The 15881-nt window shown below is 39.3% G+C and carries 17 protein-coding genes; 9 read left to right on the top strand and 8 right to left on the bottom strand.

From position 1 onward, the window contains the following. Nucleotides 1–453 precede the first annotated feature (453 nt). The 4 genes from thrS (at nt 454) to rplT (ending at nt 3722) form a co-directional block, all read left to right on the top strand. The gene (thrS, locus tag AC3E9U_RS06725; RefSeq protein ID WP_488746127.1) at nt 454–2394 is read left to right on the top strand and encodes a threonine--tRNA ligase; all 1941 of its coding nucleotides are present in this window, start codon (nt 454–456) and stop codon (nt 2392–2394) included. A 28-nt stretch (nt 2395–2422) separates the two neighbouring features. Continuing rightward, nucleotides 2423–2971: a translation initiation factor IF-3 gene (infC, locus tag AC3E9U_RS06720; protein WP_488746141.1), complete on the top strand. Its 549-nt coding sequence runs from the start codon at nt 2423–2425 to the stop codon at nt 2969–2971. 72 nt (nt 2972–3043) lie between these two features. Continuing rightward, nucleotides 3044–3241, top strand: coding sequence for a 50S ribosomal protein L35 (gene rpmI, locus AC3E9U_RS06715; protein WP_014164268.1), 198 nt, complete (start codon nt 3044–3046; stop codon nt 3239–3241). A 136-nt stretch (nt 3242–3377) separates the two neighbouring features. Next, entirely contained in the window at nt 3378–3722 is a 345-nt protein-coding gene (gene rplT / locus AC3E9U_RS06710; RefSeq protein WP_023575105.1) for a 50S ribosomal protein L20, read from the top strand. Nucleotides 3723–3804: 82 nt separating this feature from the next. On the opposite strand, the gene AC3E9U_RS06705 is transcribed toward rplT, so the two are convergent. From AC3E9U_RS06705 to aspT, 3 genes are read right to left on the bottom strand one after another with little or no spacing between them, the layout of a single operon-like run. Beyond that, complete coding sequence (locus AC3E9U_RS06705) at nt 3805–5034, bottom strand: porin (RefSeq protein ID WP_488746126.1); 1230 nt, start codon at nt 5032–5034, stop codon at nt 3805–3807. Between the two features lie 36 nt (nt 5035–5070). Beyond that, on the bottom strand, nt 5071–6411 hold the full coding sequence (locus tag AC3E9U_RS06700; protein ID WP_488746125.1) for an anaerobic C4-dicarboxylate transporter family protein: 1341 nt from the start codon (nt 6409–6411) through the stop codon (nt 5071–5073). A 43-nt stretch (nt 6412–6454) separates the two neighbouring features. Continuing rightward, nucleotides 6455–8137 (bottom strand): aspartate-alanine antiporter, encoded by a 1683-nt coding sequence (aspT, locus tag AC3E9U_RS06695; RefSeq protein ID WP_488746124.1) that lies wholly within the window; start codon nt 8135–8137, stop codon nt 6455–6457. Nucleotides 8138–8537: 400 nt separating this feature from the next. On the opposite strand from aspT, the gene rlmF reads away from it, so the two are divergent. The 3 genes from rlmF to AC3E9U_RS06680 all read left to right on the top strand — a co-directional run bounded on the left by rlmF (nt 8538) and on the right by AC3E9U_RS06680 (nt 10591). After that, complete coding sequence (gene rlmF, locus AC3E9U_RS06690) at nt 8538–9452, top strand: 23S rRNA (adenine(1618)-N(6))-methyltransferase RlmF (protein ID WP_488746123.1); 915 nt, start codon at nt 8538–8540, stop codon at nt 9450–9452. 27 nt (nt 9453–9479) lie between these two features. Then, the gene (locus tag AC3E9U_RS06685) at nt 9480–10079 is read left to right on the top strand and encodes a Crp/Fnr family transcriptional regulator (RefSeq protein ID WP_488746122.1); all 600 of its coding nucleotides are present in this window, start codon (nt 9480–9482) and stop codon (nt 10077–10079) included. A 77-nt stretch (nt 10080–10156) separates the two neighbouring features. Beyond that, the gene (locus AC3E9U_RS06680; RefSeq protein ID WP_488746121.1) at nt 10157–10591 is read left to right on the top strand and encodes a carboxymuconolactone decarboxylase family protein; all 435 of its coding nucleotides are present in this window, start codon (nt 10157–10159) and stop codon (nt 10589–10591) included. Between the two features lie 44 nt (nt 10592–10635). Here AC3E9U_RS06680 and AC3E9U_RS06675 read toward each other — a convergent pair whose 3' ends face one another. The 5 genes from AC3E9U_RS06675 to AC3E9U_RS06655 all read right to left on the bottom strand — a co-directional run bounded on the left by AC3E9U_RS06675 (nt 10636) and on the right by AC3E9U_RS06655 (nt 14408). Further along, nucleotides 10636–11895 (bottom strand): asparagine synthetase B, encoded by a 1260-nt coding sequence (locus AC3E9U_RS06675; protein WP_488746120.1) that lies wholly within the window; start codon nt 11893–11895, stop codon nt 10636–10638. 65 nt (nt 11896–11960) lie between these two features. After that, nucleotides 11961–12635, bottom strand: a complete 675-nt coding sequence (locus AC3E9U_RS06670; RefSeq protein ID WP_488746119.1) for a response regulator — start codon at nt 12633–12635, stop codon at nt 11961–11963. Nucleotides 12636–12638: 3 nt separating this feature from the next. Then, nucleotides 12639–13430, bottom strand: coding sequence for a sensor histidine kinase (locus AC3E9U_RS06665; protein ID WP_488746118.1), 792 nt, complete (start codon nt 13428–13430; stop codon nt 12639–12641). After that, nucleotides 13421–14065 carry a hypothetical protein gene (locus tag AC3E9U_RS06660; RefSeq protein ID WP_488746117.1) on the bottom strand — a complete coding sequence of 215 codons (645 nt, stop codon included), beginning with the start codon at nt 14063–14065 and terminating at the stop codon, nt 13421–13423. The genes AC3E9U_RS06665 and AC3E9U_RS06660 overlap by 10 nt, the downstream gene beginning before the upstream one ends. Before the next feature lie 4 nt (nt 14066–14069). Continuing rightward, nucleotides 14070–14408, bottom strand: a complete 339-nt coding sequence (locus AC3E9U_RS06655) for a hypothetical protein (RefSeq protein WP_488746116.1) — start codon at nt 14406–14408, stop codon at nt 14070–14072. Nucleotides 14409–14714: 306 nt separating this feature from the next. Between AC3E9U_RS06655 and AC3E9U_RS06650 the strand changes: the two genes are divergently transcribed. Then, the gene (locus tag AC3E9U_RS06650; protein ID WP_488746115.1) at nt 14715–15272 is read left to right on the top strand and encodes a phage tail protein; all 558 of its coding nucleotides are present in this window, start codon (nt 14715–14717) and stop codon (nt 15270–15272) included. A 27-nt stretch (nt 15273–15299) separates the two neighbouring features. Further along, the gene (locus AC3E9U_RS06645; protein ID WP_488746114.1) at nt 15300–15857 is read left to right on the top strand and encodes a phage tail protein; all 558 of its coding nucleotides are present in this window, start codon (nt 15300–15302) and stop codon (nt 15855–15857) included. Nucleotides 15858–15881: the final 24 nt, after the last annotated feature.

Genomic DNA, 15881 nt, shown 5'->3' with positions numbered 1-15881 from the left:
CGATTTTTTTCAAAATCTTTTCGACTTGTCATTTTCAAAATTTCTAAAGAACTGTGCCTTGATTGCGGGTGCAAAAGTAGCACTCTTTTCCATAACTCCTAATTATTTTCAACCTTTTTTTCAAAGTTTTTCCGGGACTTTCCATAACTCTCTGATAACCATTCCTTAATCAGAAAAAGTTTTTTTTCTAAAATCGCAAAGCAGTAAAGCTGCAGAGTGACCAAGCTTGTTTCTACTATATTACATATAGGTAACAATCCCAAAAAAATTTACCGACAAATCCAGAAAGCCTATCCCCTAGCCCCGATGGGAGCGGCACCGCGTAGAGCGGACAGCGGGAACGACAACCGCAAAAAGCCCCGAACCATTCGCTTCAAAAAGAAAATTATACCTTATATATATATTGCATGTCTTTTATAAACAGTTATATTTGCATCTTATTAATTAAAAAATATGATCAAGATTACTTTACCGGACGGTTCGGTTAGGGAGTTTGCACCAGGTGTAACTCCTATGGATGTTGCTAAAAGCATCAGTGAGGGATTAGCAAGAAACGTTATTTCAGCTTCTTTTAATGGTACCACCATTGAAACCTCGACCGCCTTGACGACCGACGGTGCTCTTATATTATATACCTGGAACGATGTGGACGGTAAAAAAGCCTTCTGGCATTCGACTTCGCACGTAATGGCGCAAGCCCTGGAAGAAATGTATCCGGGTATCAAGTTAACTATCGGTCCGGCTATTGAAAACGGGTTCTACTATGATGTGGATTTCGGAGATAAGAAAATTACGGACGGTGATTTTAAAGCCGTGGAAGATCGCGTATTGGAAATTGCCAGAGAAAAACACGAATTCAAAATGCGTTCAGCTACTAAAGCAGAGGCATTGGATTTATATAAAAACAACGAATACAAAACGGAGCTTATCCAAAATTTAGAGGACGGGACGATTACTTTCTGTGATCACTCTACGTTTACCGATTTATGTCGCGGAGGACACATTCCGAACACCGGGATCATCAAAGCAATGAAAATTTTATCGGTAGCAGGAGCGTACTGGAGAGGTGACGAAAAAAACAAACAGTTAACGCGTGTATACGGAATCTCCTTCCCGAAACAGAAGGATTTAACAGATTATCTTGAATTGCTTGAAGAGGCAAAACGTCGCGACCATAGAAAACTAGGAAAAGAACTGGATTTATTCCATTTCTCACCGAAAGTTGGACAAGGTTTACCATTATGGTTACCTAAAGGAGCTGCTTTACGTGATCGTTTGGAGCAGTTTTTGAAAAAAGCTCAGAAGAAAGCCGGTTACGAGCAGGTAGTCACACCTCATATCGGACAAAAAGAATTATATGTGACTTCCGGCCACTATGCAAAATACGGAGCTGACAGCTTCCAACCGATCCACACACCTGCAGAAGGTGAAGAGTTCTTGTTAAAACCTATGAACTGTCCACACCACTGTGAGATCTATAACGCAAGACCTTGGAGTTACAAAGATCTTCCGAAGCGTTATGCGGAATTCGGAACCGTTTACCGTTATGAGCAATCAGGTGAATTACACGGATTGACTCGTGTTCGCGGGTTTACTCAGGACGATGCACACATTTTCTGTACTCCCGATCAATTGGATGCTGAGTTTAAAAATGTAATTGACCTTGTATTATATGTATTCGGTTCATTAGGTTTTGAAAACTTTACGGCGCAGGTTTCTGTTCGTGATTTAGACAATCCTGATAAATATATAGGTTCTGTAGAAAACTGGGAGAAAGCAGAAAACGCGATCATCAGCGCTGCAAAAGACAAAGGTTTGAATTATGTGATTGAAGCAGGTGAAGCAGCTTTCTATGGTCCGAAACTGGATTTCATGGTTAAAGACGCCTTAGGAAGAAGCTGGCAGTTGGGTACAATCCAGGTAGATTACAACCTACCGGAGCGTTTTGACCTGTCTTATAAAGGTTCGGATAACGAATTACACCGACCGGTAATGATCCACCGTGCACCTTTCGGTTCAATGGAGCGTTTTATCGCCATTTTACTGGAACATACAGGCGGAAACTTCCCGCTTTGGTTGATGCCGGAGCAAGCTATTATCCTGTCTTTGAGCGAGAAATATGAAAATTATGCCAAAAAAGTTTCAGAATTGCTGGAAATTCACGAAATTCGCGCCCTAATTGACAACCGTAACGAGACAATCGGTAAAAAAATCCGAGAGGCAGAAGTAAAGAAACTTCCTTTTATGCTGATTGTTGGTGAGGAAGAAGAAAAGAACGGTACGATTTCAGTTCGCAGACACGGTAATGCCGGTAAGTCGAATGAAACGATGACAATTGATCAATTTGCCGCATTGGTAAATGATGAAATTAGTAAAACATTAAAACAATTCTAAGTCTAACTTAAATTTTAAAGCCATAGCAATTAGAAACAACAGAGGTTTTCAACCTCGCGTAGAAAAAAAAGACCCCCACAGAATTAACAACAACATTCGTGTACCTGAGGTGCGTCTTGTAGGTGATAACGTAGAACCAGGAGTATTTAAAACTGCTGAAGCAATGCGTTTAGCCGATGAATTGGAATTGGATTTGGTTGAAATTTCTCCAAATGCAGAACCGCCGGTTTGTAAAATCATGGACTATAAAAAGTTCCTTTATGAACAAAAAAGACGCGATAAAGAATTAAAAGCTAAATCGACACAAATTACCATTAAGGAAATTCGTTTCGGACCTCAAACAGACGAACACGATTACGAATTCAAAAAGAAAAATGCGGAGAAATTCTTAAAAGAAGGTTCCAAATTAAAAGCATTTGTATTCTTTAAAGGGCGTTCGATTATTTATAAAGAGCAAGGACAAATCCTATTGCTTCGTTTAGCGCAGGATTTGGAAGATTACGGTAAAGTGGAAGCGATGCCAGTTCTTGAAGGTAAACGTATGATTATGTTTATCGCTCCGAAGAAGAAAAAATAGTACTCAGCTGGCAGTTGTCAGTTTGCAGTAAAAAAATAGTAAGTAAGAATAAATCTAATACCTAGGAAGAAAATGCCTAAAATGAAAACTAAATCTAGTGCTAAGAAACGTTTCAAAGTTACTGGTTCTGGAAAAATCAAAAGAAAGCACGCTTTTAAAAGTCACATTTTGACTAAAAAATCTAAAAAGCGTAAATTAGCTTTAACTCACTCAGCTTTGGTTCACCAATCTGACGTGAAGAGTGTAAAAGAACAATTAAGAATTATCTAATCGACAATTTTAATTGTCATTAGACCTTAAGAATTCTTTCGGTTAAAACAATTTAATAACCCTGGAGTGGGCTGTTCCGAACAATCGGAATCAGAAGTACTGAAAAGTCGCCTTACTGCAAAAAAAATTTAAAATTATGCCAAGATCGGTAAATTCAGTTGCTAAAAGAGCAAGAAGAAAAAGAGTATTAAAACAAGCCAAAGGTTTCTTTGGAAGACGTAAAAACGTTTGGACAGTAGCGAAAAACGCGGTAGAAAAAGCAATGCAATATGCTTACCGTGGAAGAAAGCAGAAAAAGAGAAACTTCCGTGCATTATGGATCATGCGTATCAACGCTGGTGCACGTCTACACGGAATGAGTTATTCTCAATTCATGGGTAAAATCAAAGCTAACAACATCGAATTGAACCGTAAAGTTCTTGCCGATTTAGCAATGAACCACCCTGCAGCTTTCACAGCTATCGTGAATAAAGTGAAATAAGAAAAACGTTAAACATATTTATCTTACTTATTACAAAAACCCCGCCGAAAGCGGGGTTTTGTTTTTATTACTCGTTCTAAAACTATAGTACCAAGAATGGTGCTATAATACCAAAACTCAAAAGCCCGGTGGTATAATCTTTTACACCATACGCCGCTTCAGCATAACTTTTATAATCGTATTTTCTATATATATACGATAGATAAAACTTCATGTTGTACTCTTTAAACGGAAAATATTGAACAGTTGGAATTAAACCATAACTTATTGACAACAAATCATCCGCCGCCGGATCAGGATTATCTTTCCAATAATGGTTACTATGCATCGCTGTCAAAAGCAAATTTACCTTAGGAGTAACTAAGTACTCTGCCCGCAACCAGTCTTCCACATATAAGGCATCCCTAACGGCAATAGGATCAGCAAGAGGCGTGCTTACTATACTGGAAACTATGGTTGTTCTGTCCAACCCTTCGTCGCTGTAATGAAAATCATAATACAAAACAAATTTGTCATTAAATTTAAATTTATTTCCCAATACGATATAATTCATGTGCGCGCCGACTGCCTCATTAAAGTAACTATAACTGTAAGTGGTTTCAAATTTACCAAAACTCCCTCTCCAGTTCACAACGAATGCCAAAGGATATTCCGAAGCCTCCAAACCTGCAGGAGCAGATGTACCGTACACTTCTTCAAAAGTTTTGGTACGGGAATTCAACACCGAAAATGAGAAACTATGCTTTTTACTTTCAAGTGTATGGGCAACGCTTGCCCCCACCAAATAATTATCGGCATATTCAACAATATCATTATACGCCAAAATATCAATTGGATTAAAGTCAAACTCATAACCTCCCCAATCGGCACATAATTTTCCGAATGAAAAGTTAGTTCGCGGTCCCAAATCTATACGTACAAAGGCCATATCTGTTGCTTGGCTCATATGGTCAATACTGCCTATCTCAACATCCTTTGTAAATCTGTGTCTAAATCTGAAATAAACTTTGTCGTGAATTTTACCCTTAATTTCAAAACGAAGCTGATTAATATTGAAACTCGAATATTCATGGCCCTTAGTATCAGTAGGATCAGCAGGATCACTATCGTAAGAACTGTAATGACTGTCATAGGCGAAACGTGAGTTAAAAATCACATCAACATTTGACAACAGTGATTGCCTGTCTACAGGTATTATACTAGGTATGGAATCTACATACTTGTTGCCTTCACCTGTTTGTCTTTCTACAACTTGTCCCTGCATAAAGAAGGAACAGTTAAGGGTCAATAAAATAAATAATTTCTTTTTCATAGTTAACGGAGTTAGTTTAACAATACAATTGAATATTTATAATAACAAGGTCCCCAACAAAAAACCAATGGCAATCGCAACGCCTATCGCCACAACCCCCGGAATAAGAAAACTGTGATTTATAACATACTTTCCAATTTTGGTACTTCCTGTTCGGTCAAAATTAATTGCTGCTAACAAAGTTGGATAGCCCGGTAACACAAAATCACTGTTAACTGCAGGGAAGATGGCAATCAGGGCAGGATGCGCCATGCCCAAAGTCATACCTAAAGGCATCATGGTTTTCGTTGTTGCTGCCTGACTGAACATCAAAACGCCCATGATAAAAACAGCGATCGCAAATGTCCAAGGGTACTCAGCCACCGCTTCGCCCAATACTTCCGAAATAAGTGTCTGATTGTGATTCATAAAAGTGAAACTCATCCAAACCACACCAAAAACAGATACTACTGCAGAGGCCATAGCCGTAAACAAACTTGCTTTGGTCACTTCAGCCGCACTTGTTTTTGTAAGCAGCATCATCATCGCCGAAGCCGTTAAAGTAACCACACCGATAATAGTGACCATCGTTAAAGAACCATCTTTGGCCACAGCGAGCGTTGCTGTTCCAGGACTGAAACGTGGCAATAAATCAGGAAAAGCTCCGGCAATCACTATCATCAAAATGGCTATTCCGAAAATAACAACGGATTTTTTAGCGCCAGGTTTCAAAGGTGTCCCTGAAGATTCGGATTCTGTATCTAAACTTTTAGCAAACTCAGGATCTTTCATTTTTTCAATGAATATCGGATCGTCATTTAGTTCCTTTCCACTTTTAAAGACGGAAAAACAACCAATCAACAAACCAATTATACAAGACGGAATGCATATCATCATGATATCGACTAAAGCACCCGGATACGCAAGCACCACCACAAAAGCGGCTGTCGCAGCACTCATAGGACTGCCGGTCAAAGCCAAGTGGGAAGCAATTACCGATATACTCAAAGGACGCTCCGGACGGATTCTTTTCTTAGCAGCTACTTCAGCGATAATTGGTAATAAGGAATAAACGATGTGAGCAGTTCCCGCAAACAAGCACAAAAAGTAAACCGTAAAAGGCGCTATAAATGTTATATTGGAAGGGTTTTTCCTGATGATTTGCTCAGCCAGATTTACCAGATAATCCAATCCTCCTGATGCCTGCAATGCTGCCGCCGTGGTCACGATGGACATGATTATCAACATTACGTCAATAGGCGGGTCGGTGGGTTTCATCTTAAATACAAAAATAAAAATCAGAAGACCTACCATCCCCATGATCCCCAAGCCGATACCTTTCATTTGTGATCCGATGAGAATCATTCCCAAAAGAACTGCTATTTCTAACCAAAACATATCGTAAAGTTTATATAATTACTATTCAGTTAAAATTCTGAAATCACGTCATCACACCAACAATAACCGGTCCCCAAGTGGTCAAAATAATATTCCCTAAGGCATAAGGGATCGTATATCCCAACACGGGAAACTTGCTTTCCGAAGCATCCTGAACCGCTTTAAGTCCGATAGTTGAAGTTCCAGCTCCTGTTTGAGCTCCCAACAATATTATCGGGTTCATCTTTAGCACATACCTTCCGAAAAACAATCCTATTATATGAGGAATTAAAGCCACAGCAAGTCCGGCAAATATGATACTGAAGCCAATCGCCTTTAGTCCGGCGATAAAAGTTGGTCCGGCCGTCATGCCTACAAGCCCTATAAATGTCGCTAATCCCAGATTGTCAAAAACCCACAATGCTGCTTCGGGAATCCTTCCCAAAACAGGAGTCCGCGAATGCAACCATCCGAATACTAACCCCATGACCAAAGCTCCTCCGCTGGTGGTTAAGGTTATGGAAATATCAAAGAGTGTCACTGAAAGCAAACCAACCAATCCTCCTATAACAATACCCAGGCTAACGAAGATGATATCTGTTTCGACGCTTAAACGGTCTAAGAAACCTGCTTTTTTAGCTGCTGCTTCCAAATGCACCAGTTTACCCGATACTGTCAAAATATCTCCTCTTTGCAAAACAGTGTTCAGATCAAAAGGGATATCATGGTATTCTCTTGTGATTTTATCCAGCATCAATCCTTCACCCCTTTTGCTATCACGCACCTCACGAATTGTTTTTCCGATAATCTCTTTGTTTGTAAGGGTAATTTCCATGTGGGCAATTGGGAAATTCAGCAGTTCCTCGTCCAAAACTTCAGGACCAATTTCCGAAATACGTTTAAGTATGATTCCGTGTTGAGCCATAATTACCATTATATCATCCTTACTGATCACGGTCTCCGGTGTTGGATCGATCAACGTTCCGTTATGGCGTATCCGCTGAATAATAATGCCGAGGTCTGAATTCTCTTTTTCAAACTCGGCTATAGTCTGTCCTATCCACTTTTCGTTTGTGAATTTGTACGCCCTGATAATCCATCTTTTGTAAGCAGAATCAATACCGGGCTCATGTTCTGTTTCACCGGTTAAGGACTGACTGAGTTTCTTACTTTCTTCCACTAATTTTACCCGCAATAATTTAGGGGCAATAGTGGTAAAGAAAAAAACCAAAGATGTTGCACCAATAAGATAAGTGGCTGCATAAGCAACGGGAATATTATTTACTAAATGAGTTTTTTCAGTTGCAGAAATAGGAAGTTCCCTAATCGATGCCGCGGCTGTGCCGATAACAGTCGATTCCGAAAATGCGCCCGCCAAAAGACCGGCGGCCGTTCCCACATCGTAACCGAATAATTTAGACATTGTAACTGCAATAATCAGACAGGAAACACAAATAACCACTGTCAGCATTAACTGCGGAAGCGCATTTTTCTTGAGACCCTGAAAAAATTGAGGTCCTACTTTATATCCTGTGGCAAAAAGAAAAAGATCGAAAAAAATTGTTTTTACAATTTCAGGTACCTCAATAACCAACTGGCCAATGAGAACACCTGCAAACAAAGTCCCTAACACAACCCCGATTTTAAATGATCCAATCTTGATGTGCCCCAGAGAAAACCCCAGTGCTAACATCAAAAAAACCGCCAATTCGGGATGTTCACGCAAAATAGTTGTAACAGTTGACATTTGTTGTATTTTAAAGTTAATCAAAAAGACAAAAAAATGATAACCACTAACTTTCAGTCAGTTAGAAAACATGCGTAGGAAATGCAATAGGGAGGGGCTCACAAATTAACAAGGATAAATTTAATGTTTTTTTTGACATATTTGCATATTTTTAACAATATTAATCTGCATATTTCTAAAAACCAACACAATACATTTACGATTAATCAAAACAAACACATAGAAATAGGGCAAACCATAGTAACGCCGTAGAATCTTTGATACCAGCCATTCTCCCAATCCTTCTTTTCAGCTGACAACTCCCTTTCTCCTGATAGCTATCGGGACGGAAATAAACAGCAAACCATTTTACTTTTTGAAATGTTAATTTTAAACTACCTTTGATTCCAATTCGATCCCCATGAAAAACACAGATAAAGAAAGCGTTCCGAAGAGTTTGCATCCGAGAAACAAGCACAATGGCAATTACGATTTCAAAACTCTAATTGAAACTTGGCCGGACTTAAAATCTTTTGTTGCAGTGAACAAGTTCGGCAATGAAAGCATCGACTTTGCCAATCCGGATGCGGTTCGTGCTTTAAACAAAGCTTTACTAAAACACTATTACAACATCAGTTATTGGGAATTGCCAAAAACCAACCTCTGTCCTCCCATTCCGGGCCGGGCTGATTACATTCATTATATTGCCGATATTTTAGCCGACAACAATAAAGGTACCGTCCCTACAGGAAATACGATCCGCGTTTTGGATATTGGTGTTGGTGCCAATTGTATTTATCCAATCATTGGGCATCAGGAATACGGTTGGGAATTTATCGGCACCGAAGTGGACAAACCGGCAAAACAAACCGCCGAAATCACCATCAGTAAAAATCCTGAGCTGAAAGATTCGGTTTCCATCCGATTACAGCCGAGTAAAAGAAATATTTTCAAAGGAATTATTCAACCGGATGAACAATTTGACATTACGATCTGCAATCCTCCTTTCCATAATTCAAGAGCCGAAGCCACAAAAGGAACTACTCGAAAACTAAAGAATTTAGGTAAAACGGTGGAAGGCAAACCTGTTTTGAATTTCAGCGGACAAAATAACGAACTTTGGTGTGAAGGCGGCGAACTGGCGTTTATCACCAATATGATTTATGAAAGTGTTCATTTTAAAACGCAATGCAAAGCTTTTTCATCGCTTGTCTCGAAAAGAGAAAACCTTAAACCTTTATATACGGTATTAAAAAAAGTACATGCCGCAAACGTTAGAACCATTGATATGGCACAGGGTAATAAAGTGAGTCGTATACTGGTTTGGAATTTTTAAAATTATTACGACTAAAAACTGTTCTGCATGGATTCTTCTCTTGTCATACATATCCAAAACAAAATCAACCTGAACGAAGAAGAACAGGACCAGCTTCTGTCTAAAATCAGTTTCAGAAAAATCAGCAAAAAAGAGCATTTATTAAAAGAAGGTGAAACCTGCGATTTTTTATGTTTCATTCAAAAAGGCTGTCTCCGTCTCTATATTCTCAATGAAAAAGGAACTGAACAAACACTTCAGTTCGGAATAGAGAACTGGTGGATTTCCGATTACATGAGTTTTGATAATCAAAAACCATCCAATTTCTATATTCAGGCCGTTGAAAACTCAGAGATCATCCTGATTCACAAAAATGACCTGGACCAATTATTCGTTGAAATCCCAAAACTCGAACGTTATTTCAGAATGATTCTTCAGAAATCGTTTGCAGCATCCCAGATGAGGATCAAATACCTGTTCACAATGAGCGCTGAAGAACGCTATCGTCATTTCAGCACCAGTTTTCCCGATTTTATTCAAAGGGTCCCGCAATACATGTTGGCCTCCTATCTTGATTTTTCGGCTGAATTCCTGAGTAAAATACGAGCCGGACTCGACCGAAAGGGAACAGGCGAAGCAAAAATATAATCGCTTTCTTGAACTACTTCAAGTTTTTTAAAATCATGTATGCTGAACTTTGTCATGTAATTTAAAAAGATTTAAAAATGACAACACGAATCAACATGCAACAGACCGAACCTGAAGCATACAAAGCAATGTTAGGATTAGAAAAATACTTGGCAACATCACGATTAAATCCTATTCACAAAGAACTGATCAAAATCAGGGCATCTCAAATCAACGGTTGTGCTTTTTGTATCAATATGCACACAAGGGATGCCGGAAAAATGGGTGAAACCGAACAGCGAATTTATCTTTTAAATGCCTGGCGCGAAACTTCACTGTTTTCAGAAGAAGAAAAAGCCATACTTGCATTAACCGAAGAAGTTACCCTAATTCAGAATCATGTTTCTGATGCTACCTATCAGGCGGCAGCCAAATTATTTGACAATGAGTATCTGGCACAGATTATCATGATGATCACAACAATCAATATGTGGAACAGGATAGCGATTGCCACGGAATTGCCTATAGATTAATTATTATATAAAAAAAGCCATCTAAGTTCAGATGGCTTTTTTTATTAGGTTTTCAGTTTTTTCTTCCTTGCTGCCGGGAATAGAACATTGTTTAAAATCAGGCGATACCCTGGTGAATTGGGATGTAAATCCAAAACCGTTGGAGCGTCACCCACTTTATGCTGATAATCTTCCGGATCGTGACCTCCGTAGAACGTAAACATTCCCTTTCCTTTTGTTCCGTGGATGTATCGTGCTTCTCCGTTTTGTTTGTTTTCACCCATTATCAGGATATTCGATTTTATCAGATCACTGTCAAATGCCGTTGATTGCCCCATAAATCCTTTGACCAATTGGGTATGATTCTGGCACAGCATTGACGGAATCGGATCCCATTTTGCCGAATATTCCATCAACGTAAAGTAATCCAAATCCGGTAATACTTTTCTCGCATTGGTCACATCGATATTTGAAAATTCATAAACCACGGGATTGCGCTCTAAAGTAAAGTCTTTGAAGGCAAATGTTTTATTGTAATCGATTTTGGTCTGGTAATTCGCATCACTTTCATCGCCATCAAACATCGGTTCGCAAATATCGACTCCTTCGGCAGAAAGCGCTATATCAAAACTGTCGGTAGCAGAACACATAGCAAACATGAATCCGCCTCCAATAACAAAATCCCTGATTTTTTGTGCGACCGCCAATTTTTCCTTTGAAACTTTATCGTATCCCAACTTGGTGGCCAAAGCCTCCGATTCTTTCTTTTGTTCAATATACCAAGGGGCATTTCGATAAGCCCCAAAGAATTTCCCGTACTGACCGGTAAAATCCTCGTGATGCAAGTGCAGCCAATCGTATAACAACAAGGCATCATTCAGTACTTCTTCGTCATAAATTGGGGTAAACGGAATTTCCGCATAAGTCAAAACTAAGGTCACCGCATCATCCCAAGGTTGTTTTCCTTTCGGAGTATAAACGGCAATTTTTGGCGCTTTTTCCAGAACGACGGTTTCCATATTTTGGGAAGGCGAACTGATTTCTTCTAAAATCGAATTGGCAGCGCCATCGGAAAGTACTTCAAAACTCACGCCCCGAATCTGGCATTCTTTTCTAATTTCAGGTGCATCAGGCAATAAAAAAGAACCACCACGGTAGTTTAATAACCAACTTACCTTGTACTGCTTTTCCAACGCCCAATAGGTAATTCCGTAAGCCTTTAAGTGATTTTGCTGTGTTTCAGGATCCATCGGCAGCAATACAAACGATGCTTTTGCCGACAGGGAAATCAGAAAGAGAAAAATGTATAGTGTTTTCTTTAGCATCGTTTTAAACTTTGTATCAAAGATATAAACCAGAACTTAAAACGACATAAAATTTAACTTTTAAATTAAGACAAATTATCGAGTCCAACGATCTCATTCTGGATGGCATAGACCACCAATCCGGCGATATTCTTAGAATCGGTTTTTAACAGCAGATTGTTACGGTGTCCCTCAACAGTTCTTGAGCTGATGCACAACTTATCCGCTATTTCATGGCTGCTGAATTGTTTGCATATCAATTCCAGCACCTCTTTTTCGCGATTAGTAAGATGGTTACTGTCAAACCCGCTTTTCGGATTCTTATCGGTTTTCACCAAATCGTCAAGTATGATCTTCATCACATACTCATTGTAGTAAAATCCTTTGGTTGCCACTTCATTGATGGTACTGATCAATTCCTGAGGTGTCGTGTTCTTGACCAGATAGGAAACAGCACCAACGTTGATCATATTGGCAACAAACGATTTTGTATTATAACTCGTCAGCGCAATAATCTTCACATTGGGAAAATCCCGACGGATAATTTTCGTGGTCTCCACACCGTTCAGGTCCGGCATTTTTAAATCCATGACTATGATATCCGGATGATTGTCCGCCGAATTCATAAAAGTTACAAGCTCGTTCCCGTTTGAAGCCTCAAAAATGATTTCGATATTTTTTTCTTTCTGCAGTAAAAAAGAAATTCCTTTTCGGAACAATACTTCATCATCAGCCAAAATAATCTTGATTTTGTCGGTCATCCTTTAAAAATTAAAAATTACTTCTATTCCCTCATTAATTGCAGCGTTCACAGTAATTCCGCCATTCAAAAAAGCGATGCGGCTTTCGATATTTTTCATCCCGATTCCTTTATTTTTCTTCACTGAATCCATAGAAAACCCGATACCGTTATCCACATATGTACATACTGTTCTACCCGCTTCCTCCGTAAAGCTAATGGAAATGGCTGTTGCTTTTCCGTGTCGTAAGGAATTGTTCATTAGTTCCTGCAGAATCCGGAAAACATGCAAGTGTTTGTCTTTATCAGCCTCCGCAAACTGCACCTGATTTTCATAATTCACAACTACTGCTTTGCTGCTGCTGAATTCCACACAGAGCTCTTCTACCCCCGCATGAAATCCAAAATTATCCAATGTGGGTGGAAGGAGATCATGGGCTATTCTTCGGGAATTTTCAAGTGCTTTATTGGTCAGACTAATGATATTCTCCCTGACATCAGCTAATTCCGCCGTAGACAATTCGGCACAGGAAAGCATGTGACTGTTCAACGAAACAATATTCAGTTTAGAACTGATATCATCATGCAGATCCTGCGCTATTCGTTTTCGTTCTTCCTCCTGAGTAACAAGTGTAGCACGAAGCAGTTCGCTTTGATACTGAAGTTCCATATCTTTTTTTTCCAATTCATTTTTGATAATTTTCTTTCTTGAAAAATAAAAAAAGAGAATTAGAACAACGCCCATCAGCAAAAAAGCTATAAACGTAAAAACAATCGCCTCTATTAGTTCGGTTTCAGCAACGGTACTTATTTCCATGATATTTCTGTTGAGTTTTTCTTCGATTGGAACTGCTCCCATTCCATCAGCACAAATAACTGGTAAACAATATATAGTGCAGTATTCAGTAGCCAGGTTATCTGATTGAAGTCCGGGCTTATCTTTTCCATTAAATTCCCCACCAAAAACAAAATGGTGCTGCCAAATAAATACAGTAGGATTCCCATATTTATGTAGTAGAACTTTTTCTTCTCATTCAGTAAGTTATAAAAGTGGAAGGTCGAATAAATAATCAGCAGAAAAGAAGTAATGAAAATCTCAAAAAGGTTAAACTTCTGAAAATTGCTAAAATCATAACCATATTGCACTGTGAGCAAAGACAATCCGGTCAGCATTCCCGCTTTCACTGCTTTCTTTTGAAAATTATCCTTCAAAATGGTCAAATAAAATGAACTGAGAAGAAGAAACTGGAGGATAAAGTAAAAGTGCGACAGAAATAAATTGCCTATTTTCAGATACGTCAAAAAACTGGAAAGCATCTGAATCGTAAACATTACACCTAAGTATACCGTAAAAATACTAAAGGCTTTCCCGTGTTTTGAAAAGCCTTTAGCAAAAAGCAGAAGATTGATCAGCAATAAAAAATCGCCAAGATAGGCTAATGCTTCGGTCATGCAATTATTTTAAAGTATACAAAGGACTGTCTACGCAACAAACGGTAGGACATGGTTTTGTAAAATCATAAATATACTGCTCTTGCGTATCGTCGATCAGATCGTTTCCATCGGCATCAACACCCACCAACATTAATTTGTTCTCTCCGTTTTCATCGATCCCGATGTAAGCTCTCACATCAACAACGTTTTTTTCTGCTAAAAGCTGCGTAATGTCAACTTGAGGAATCAAATGCGCTTTCACCGTCGCACCAGGGGTTTGTCTCCATGTTGCCGCCCATTGTTGCGCTGTGCTCAAAGTAATTGTGTTTACCACAGTTCCGGTAGTGTTTTCTTCAGACATAATTTCTGTTTTTAAATTATTTGTACAATTTTTCTCAATTCTCTTAAAGCGCATAAAATTAGTATTTTCCTACACTTTAACAAAAAAAATGATACTTTTTAGCAATTAAATAACCTTGACCTTCTCAACTCGTTACAACTCACACAGCTTTAACCTCATTTCCCGACTTAGCACAAGGACAGGCAGCAGTGAAAGAATATTCTTAAATATAAAAACAGGTATTTCTACCTGTTTATGTAAGACGTTTATTACCTATTTTAGCCGCAATTAAAATCATGGGAGTACATTAATTTAAACACATATACTATGTCAACAGAACCATTTATTGGAGAAATTAAAATTTTCGGATTTAATTTTGCCCCACAGGGCTACCTAACCTGTCAGGGTCAAATCTTATCTATTGCACAAAATACCGCACTTTTTTCATTATTAGGCACTATGTATGGAGGAAACGGGCAGACGACTTTCGGTCTTCCTAACTTGCAGGGTCGTATGCCTATCGGACAAGGGCAAGGCGCTGGCTTACCGGCTTATACTATGGGACAACTTGCCGGTACGCCGAACATCACCCTTTTAACATCAAACATGCCGGCACACGTGCACACGCTAAACTCGGTTTCTGTCAAACTACAAGCTTCCAGCTCTAATGCAGACGAAAGCTCACCGGAAGGAACTTTTCCGGCAACTACTACCAGTGCTGCCTATTCAGGGAGCGGAGCTACACCAAACGTATTTACAGGAGGTGCAACTGTTTCCGGAACCACAGATATGGCAGGTTCAGGCACGCCTTTTTCAATCATGAATCCCTACTTGGCAATCAATTATTCTATAGCTACTCAAGGGATTTTTCCAAGCAGACCGTAAATTAATCCACAATAAAAAAACAAGATCATGTCTCTAGAACCATTTATAGGCGAAATAAAATTATTGGGCTTTAATTTTGCCCCGCAAGGCTACCTGACATGTCAGGGCCAACTTTTGAGCATTTCCCAAAACTCAGCGTTATTTGCACTTCTTGGAACAATGTACGGAGGGGACGGAATGAGTAATTTCAGATTACCTGACTTACAAGGCCGCGTGCCGATCGGTCAGGGTTCGGGTGCGGGTTTACCGTCTTATAGTATAGGACAAACCGGAGGTACTCCAACTGCAACGTTAAGCTTAGCGAATATTCCTCCTCACGTACATTCCTTGTCTAACGTTGTCGTAAAACAAAAAGCTTCAACCGCAAACGCTGATGAAAGTTCTCCGGAAGGTAATTTTCCGGCGACAACCACAGCAGCAGCATATTCCGGAAGTGGCGCTACTCCAAATACGTTCACGGGAGGAACGACTATCAGCGGAACGACCGATCCAACAGGAAATGGTCTTCCTATCGACATCATGAACCCCTATCTGGCCATCAATTATTCCATCGCAATAGAAGGAATATTCCCAAGCAGACCCTAATTAAAAGCAACTAAAGGGAAATTT

The sequence above is a fragment of the Flavobacterium sp. 21.1 genome (assembly GCF_057801535.1).
The sequence above is the reverse complement of the archived record's forward strand: the minus strand, read 5'-3'. Positions and strand labels throughout refer to the sequence as shown.

Excerpts from the sequence above, each read along its gene's own strand:
- thrS (WP_488746127.1), top strand. The coding sequence starts at position 454 with ATGATCAAGATTACTTTACCGGACGGTTCGGTTAGGGAGTTTGCACCA.
- rpmI (WP_014164268.1), top strand. The coding sequence starts at position 3,044 with ATGCCTAAAATGAAAACTAAATCTAGTGCTAAGAAACGTTTCAAAGTT.
- rplT (WP_023575105.1), top strand. The coding sequence starts at position 3,378 with ATGCCAAGATCGGTAAATTCAGTTGCTAAAAGAGCAAGAAGAAAAAGA.
- AC3E9U_RS06705 (WP_488746126.1), bottom strand. The coding sequence starts at position 5,034 with ATGAAAAAGAAATTATTTATTTTATTGACCCTTAACTGTTCCTTCTTT.
- AC3E9U_RS06700 (WP_488746125.1), bottom strand. The coding sequence starts at position 6,411 with ATGTTTTGGTTAGAAATAGCAGTTCTTTTGGGAATGATTCTCATCGGA.
- aspT (WP_488746124.1), bottom strand. The coding sequence starts at position 8,137 with ATGTCAACTGTTACAACTATTTTGCGTGAACATCCCGAATTGGCGGTT.
- rlmF (WP_488746123.1), top strand. The coding sequence starts at position 8,538 with ATGAAAAACACAGATAAAGAAAGCGTTCCGAAGAGTTTGCATCCGAGA.
- AC3E9U_RS06685 (WP_488746122.1), top strand. The coding sequence starts at position 9,480 with ATGGATTCTTCTCTTGTCATACATATCCAAAACAAAATCAACCTGAAC.
- AC3E9U_RS06680 (WP_488746121.1), top strand. The coding sequence starts at position 10,157 with ATGACAACACGAATCAACATGCAACAGACCGAACCTGAAGCATACAAA.
- AC3E9U_RS06675 (WP_488746120.1), bottom strand. The coding sequence starts at position 11,895 with ATGCTAAAGAAAACACTATACATTTTTCTCTTTCTGATTTCCCTGTCG.
- AC3E9U_RS06670 (WP_488746119.1), bottom strand. The coding sequence starts at position 12,635 with ATGACCGACAAAATCAAGATTATTTTGGCTGATGATGAAGTATTGTTC.
- AC3E9U_RS06665 (WP_488746118.1), bottom strand. The coding sequence starts at position 13,430 with ATGGAAATAAGTACCGTTGCTGAAACCGAACTAATAGAGGCGATTGTT.
- AC3E9U_RS06660 (WP_488746117.1), bottom strand. The coding sequence starts at position 14,065 with ATGACCGAAGCATTAGCCTATCTTGGCGATTTTTTATTGCTGATCAAT.
- AC3E9U_RS06655 (WP_488746116.1), bottom strand. The coding sequence starts at position 14,408 with ATGTCTGAAGAAAACACTACCGGAACTGTGGTAAACACAATTACTTTG.
- AC3E9U_RS06650 (WP_488746115.1), top strand. The coding sequence starts at position 14,715 with ATGTCAACAGAACCATTTATTGGAGAAATTAAAATTTTCGGATTTAAT.
- AC3E9U_RS06645 (WP_488746114.1), top strand. The coding sequence starts at position 15,300 with ATGTCTCTAGAACCATTTATAGGCGAAATAAAATTATTGGGCTTTAAT.